A 239-nucleotide genomic window follows, 5' to 3' on the forward strand; every position below is an offset into this window, starting at 1 on the left:
GGATCGCCACGAGATCGAGGAACAGCAGATACCAGATGAACCAGCCAGGACCGGCGAACCATTGGCCCTGTCTGAAATTATTGACGTAGAACTCGAAGAAGCCGGTCTTGTGGGTCGAGAGGCTGAACGATGCGTAATAGGCAATCGGCATCAGCACGAAGATCATGGCCAGAAAGGGCAAGCCGAGCCGCAGTGCGCGGTCGCGCAGGAAGTGGCCGACGCTCTTCCGCTTCAGGCTG

At 58.2% G+C, this 239-nt stretch carries 1 protein-coding gene; it reads right to left on the minus strand.

What is annotated here, in order from left to right; translation table 11 throughout:
* A partial coding sequence (locus tag RVY79_RS21420; protein ID WP_317466643.1) for an acyltransferase family protein occupies window positions 1-239 on the minus strand: 239 nt, incomplete at both ends.

The organism is Chromohalobacter sp. HP20-39 (genome assembly GCF_033052815.1).
GTDB lineage: Bacteria > Pseudomonadota > Gammaproteobacteria > Pseudomonadales > Halomonadaceae > Chromohalobacter.